Raw genomic sequence first — 641 nt, forward strand, 5'->3', positions numbered from 1 at the left:
CTCGAACGTGAAAAGGACATTCTAAAAAATGTATGGTCTGCTCCTTATCTGCAAGCGTGAACTGATTTCCAGAAGTCGTTTGCGTCAATGTATCCGGCCTGTCTGTGAGCCGTTTTCCGGCTCTGGCCTTGATGGGATCCGCACGTCGTCGTCCTAATAAAGCTACCAGTCATGAGAGACTGCTTTTTTAGCCAGGCTGCAACGTCGTGGGGTGAACGCTTCTGTCATCTGTTTTTGGCTCGCAAAACCGGGTATGAGTTATATCTGTTAAACGACTGAACTTGTGTTGGGATACGGTTGGTAATCCCTGCCGGATGTCAGCACTTTCCAGCAAATTCGCATTATCTTGTTGGCCAGGGCGATAAGGACCACATGGTGGTGATGGCCGACCTCCAGCCTGGCGACCCATTCGCCTAACGATGATTTGCCACGCTTCATGTGAATTTTTAGCGCTTTGGCGCCCTGAATAACCATTTTCCTTAAATAGTTATTACCACGCTTACTGATCCCGCCGAGCGAAGATTTGCCGCCCGTTGAATATTGCCTGGGGACCAGCCCCAACCAGGCTGACAGGTCGCGGGCTTTCTTGAATTGTGAGCCATTGCCAATTGCGGCAATCAACGCGGTTGAGACAATCGGTC

1 protein-coding gene is annotated in these 641 nt (G+C 50.4%); it reads right to left on the reverse strand.

Annotated elements, in window-relative coordinates; all coding sequences use genetic code 11:
• Positions 1–267: 267 nt before the first annotated feature.
• A partial coding sequence (locus VF684_RS20925; protein WP_440174400.1) for a transposase occupies positions 268–641 on the reverse strand: 374 nt, incomplete at its 5' end.

Source organism: Aeromonas sp. Lyrl_2 (assembly GCF_051948815.1).
Taxonomy (GTDB): Bacteria; Pseudomonadota; Gammaproteobacteria; order Enterobacterales; family Aeromonadaceae; genus Aeromonas; species Aeromonas veronii.